Source organism: Xenorhabdus sp. KK7.4 (assembly GCF_963876465.1).
Classification (GTDB): Bacteria; Pseudomonadota; Gammaproteobacteria; order Enterobacterales; family Enterobacteriaceae; genus Xenorhabdus; species Xenorhabdus stockiae.
The window spans coordinates 6,554-11,637 of sequence record NZ_CAWNQF010000063.1; the positions used below are offsets into that span (position 1 = coordinate 6,554).

Here is a 5,084-nt window from a genome sequence, read left to right on the forward strand (position 1 = left end):
GCGATCAACTTAATGGCGGTCAGGGAATTACCGCCGATACGGAAAAAGTTATCGTCAATACCGACCTGTTCCAGTGCTAAAACATCCTGCCAAATCGCGCAAAGCTGAGTTTCCAGCACATTGCGGGGCGCGACATAACTGTCTCTGTTACCGAAAATAGGTTCTGGTAATGCCTGACGATTTACCTTGCCGTTTAGAGTCAACGGAATAGCCTCCATAAAGGTAAAGCTGGCAGGCAGCATATAGTCCGGCAGACGATCAGATAAGTGCGCCAGCAGCATGTCATCGGAAACAGCATCCTCAACAACCAGATAAGCAGCCAAAACTTTATGCCCGCTATGCTCACGGTCAATCACGATAGCCTGTTTAACCTGAGGATGCGCCGCAAGGGCACTTTCAATTTCCCCCAGTTCAATACGGAAGCCGCGGATTTTAACCTGAGAGTCATTGCGCCCCAGATAGTCGATATTGCCATCGGGCAGCCAGCGACCTAAATCACCGGTTTTGTACATGCGAGTGCCCGGCTCGGCAGAGAACGGATCGGTGAGGAAACGTTCGGCGGTCAGTGCGGGTTGGTTCAGATAACCTCGTGCCACGCCCTCGCCACTGATATAAATTTCACCCGGTGCCCCCATTGGTACTGGGTGTTGATGGGCGTCAAGCAGGTAAATCCGGGTATTGGCGATAGGACGGCCAATCGGGATCGACTGCATGCTATCAACCGGCGCGGTGATCGCATAGGTCGTGGCAAATGTGGTGGATTCCGTCGGGCCATAGCCGTTAATTAAATGAGCAGGCGGATGGTCTGCCGACAACACCTGTTTTATCTTCTGCGGGTTGAGGGCATCGCCCCCGACCAGCAGGTAGCGGAGCTGTCCGAACACAGGCTGTAATGTATCAAGGTATTCATTAAATAAACCGGCAGTTAACCATAATGCGGTTACTTTTCCCCTGATTAGTGCCTCACGACAATCGGTGGGTTCGAGCACTACCGTCTGAGGCACAATATGCAGACAACTGCCATTTAACAGGGCCGACCAGATTTCCCAGGTGGTAGCATCAAAGGCGGGATTGGCACAATGGGCAACGCAGTCATCCGGGCCGATATCCGCAAAACCATTGTTGATGATCAGACGCAGGATATTACGGTGCTCCACCATCACGCCTTTGGGTTGTCCGGTGGAACCGGAGGTGTAAATCACGTAAGCCAGATGATTTGAAGTCAGTCCCAGCGCTTGTGTATCCGGATTGGTATCCGGTTGCGTGTCAAAGCCTCGCGTCGGGTTATCCAGCCACACGGTGGGGACTGACGAGGTCAGTTTATCTGCCAGTGTGGTTTGCGTCAGTAAGGCCACCGGTGTTGCATCATCCAGCATATAGTTCAATCGTTCGGCGGGATAAGCCGGATCGAGGGGCAGATACGCCCCGCCCGCCTTGAGAATAGCCAGTATCCCGACCACCATATCCGCACTGCGTTCAAGGCAAATGGCGACGAGATTATCTGGCCTGACGCCCAGTGCAATCAGATGATGGGCCAGCCGGTTGGCGCGGCGGTTGAGTTCACCATAGCTGATGCTTTGGTTTTCAAAGGTAATTGCAATCGCATCCGGGCGTTGAGCCGCCTGCGCTTCAAACAACTGGGGCAGGGTTTTATCCTTCGGATAAGGCGCATCCGTCTGATTCCAGCGGTGCAATAAGGTATGGCGTTCCTGCGCTGATAAAATATCAATGTTGGATAACGGTTGTTGCTGGTCGGCGACAAACGCGCTCAATACCCGCTGGTAACTCTCTGCGATACGGGTAATGCTGATGTTGTTAAACAGGCTTAGGGCGTAATTAAGGCAACCGGTAATCGTTGTTTTGCCATAGGACAAAAACAGGCTCAGATCAAACTTAGCCGGGCTGTATAACGTTTCATCCAGTGCGACCGGGCTAAACGGCAGATTGCCGTCTGACGGGTTTTCACCGAAAGCCTGCACGCTGAACATCACCTGAAATAGCGGATGACGGGCGGTATCCCGCTCAATGTTCAGGGCTTCAATCAGTTGCTCAAACGGCATATCCTGATGGGCTTTGGCGCCGATAATCAGTTTGTGTACCTGTGCAATCAGCGCGGTCACGCCATCGGTGTGTTGTAGCTGTGCCCTTAACGCCAGTGAATTAACAAACATGCCTAACAGGGGCAGCGTTTGCGCATGGTGGCGGTTATCGGTCGGCGTGCCGATAACGATATCGTTCTGTCCGGATAATTTTGCCAGCGTGACGTAAAATGCACTGAGCAGCACGGTATACAGGGTGGTTTCCTGCGTTCTTGCCAGTGTCCGTAGCTGTTCAGACAGCTGTGCGTCCAGCGTAAAATTAATATCCCATCCCTGATAATTGACCTGTGCTGGCCGGGGGTGATCGGTGGGCAGGGCCAGCGATTCATAGCCCGCCAGCGTCTGTTGCCAGTAAGCCAGTTGTTGTTCGCGGATATCCCCCTGTAAATAATCCCGTTGCCAGGCCGCGTAATCGCCGTAGGTAATCTCTAACTCAGGGAGCTGACTGTCTCGGCCTGCTTGCAGCGCGTGGTAAACCTCCGCCAGCTCCGCCATAAAGATATCAATGGACCAGCCATCCATTGCGATATGGTGCCATAACAGTAATAAATAGTGACGGTCTGCGACCTGATAATGCCGCAGGCGCAGGCTCGGTTCGGTGGCTAAATCAAAGGGGGTCGCGATTTCGCTGCGGACGTTAGCCAGTAGCGTCGCCCTGTCGTCACAAATTTGAGACGGGATCACGAAATGTGTCTCCAGTGCCTGCTGATACATCTGATCGTGATCATCACTGCGATACACGGTGCTCAGCACCGCATGACGTTCCGCTAATCGGTTAATAGCGGTTTCCAGTACAGGCAGGGAAGCCTCCTGAGCCAACTGAACCAGATACGGGATATGGTAAACATCGGAACCCTGCTCATATTGCTCGATAAACAGCATCCGCTCCTGCGCAAACGATAAGGGATAACGCTTTTGTGTTCGATGTGGGATAACGATACAAATTTGAGCTTCTATCTGAGTCACTAAACCCGCAATGGTTTTCAGTTCAAACAATTGTGCCAATGAAATATCCGTAGACAGGGTACGGCGAATGGCGGCAATCAGCTTAATGGCGGTCAGGGAATTACCGCCGATACGGAAGAAATTATCGTTAGTACCGACCCGTTCCAGCCCTAAAACATCCTGCCAAATTGCGCAAAGCTGGGTTTCCAGTGTATTGCGGGGCGCGACATAGCTGTCTCTGTTACCGAAAACCGGCTCGGGCAAGGCTCTGCGGTTGACTTTACCGTTTAGTGTGAGCGGAATAGCGTCCATAAAAGTAAAACTGGCAGGCAGCATATAGTCCGGCAGGCGATCAGATAAGTGCGCCAGCAGCATGTCATCGGATACCGCATCCTCAACAACCAGATAGGCGGCTAAGACTTTATGCCCGCTATGCTCACGATCAATCACGACGGCCTGTTTGATCTGCGGATGTGTCGCTAACGCATTCTCAATTTCGCCCAGTTCAATCCGGAAACCCCGAATTTTAACTTGAAAATCATTGCGCCCCAGATAGTCAATATTGCCGTCCGGCAGCCAACGACCCAAATCACCGGTTTTGTACATGCGTGCTCCCGGCTCGTTAGAGAACGGGCAGCTCAGAAAACGTTCAGCCGTTAATTCAGGACGATTGAGATAGCCACGGGCAACGCCTTGACCCGCGATATAAATTTCGCCTGCGACACCGAAAGGCACCAGACGACCATACGGATCAAGAATATAGATTTGCGTATTGGCGATCGGGCGTCCGATCGGCGGTAATGTCGGCCAGTACTCTGTCTCGTTGTCCAGCGTGTATGACGTCGCAGCGTGGCTTTCTGTCGGGCCGTAGTGGTTATGTAACCGGCAATGACCAGCACGTTGCATCAGATGCTGAATGGCGGGGGTGATACGCAATTGTTCACCGGCCGTAATAATATGCTTCAGGCAGGAAAGATCATCTTCTGCATTGAGGTTAACGGCATCGGCAAAATGCTGAAGAGCAACATAAGGCAGAAAGACTCGCTCAATCTGTTGTTGCTGAACCAGTTTAAGAATCTGTTGCGGCTCCCGGCGTAGGGCTTCATTAATCAGCACCAAACAACCGCCTTCACACAGCGTGGTAAAGATTTCCTGAAAAGCGACATCAAAGCCCAGTGCTGCAAATTGCAGGGTTTTACCTGTTGTCGTGGGATGTTCAGGCGCATAGTGATGCCAGTGCAGCAGGTTTGATAAGGCTGACTGTGGCATTTCCACCCCTTTGGGTAAGCCAGTGGAGCCGGAGGTGTAGATCACATAGGCCAGATGGTGTGGTGCCAGTGCTTGTACATCCGGGTTATGATCCGGCTGTTCGGTGAGATAAACAGCCTGTTTATCGAGTAATACCGTCATATAGCTGACAGAGGGTAGCGCAGCATCAAAAACATGTGCGAGAGTCGATTGGGTGAGTAAAACCACGGGGGCCGAATCTTCCAGCATGTGAGCCAACCGCTCATCTGGATGGGCGGGATCGAGTGGCACATAAGCGCCGCCCGCTTTAAGAATGGCGAGTAAGCCCACTACCATTTCCGGGCTGCGTTCAACACAAATGGCAACACGTTCGTCAGGGCCTACCCCCTGCGTCATCAGGTAATGAGCCAAACGATTGGCGCGGCAGTTAAGTTCCCCATAGCTCAATACCTGTTCTTCAAATTCCACGGCAATGGCATCAGGGTGTTGGGCTGCCTGCGCTTCAAACAACTGTGGCAGGGTTTTATCCTGCGGATAAGGCGCATCGGTCTGGTTCCAGCTGTGTAGCAAAGTATGGCGCTCTGCCTCACTGAGACAGGTGATGGTGGTATGAGGTTGTTCCGGATGACAGGCCAGCGCATGCAGAATACGTTCAAGCTGGCTCAGTAATCGTTGAGCCTGTTCACCAGTCAACCAGTCTTCACCGTAATTAAATCTGATGATGAACTGGTTACCTTGCTCATAGGCGATCAACGACAACGGATAATCCACTTTTTCCACCACACGGCGGAA

At 52.2% G+C, this 5,084-nt stretch carries 1 protein-coding gene; it reads right to left on the bottom strand.

Annotated features, from left to right (window positions below):
- The coding region (locus AACS90_RS23305; RefSeq protein ID WP_193757208.1) for a non-ribosomal peptide synthetase at positions 1-5,084 on the bottom strand (5,084 nt) is incomplete at both ends.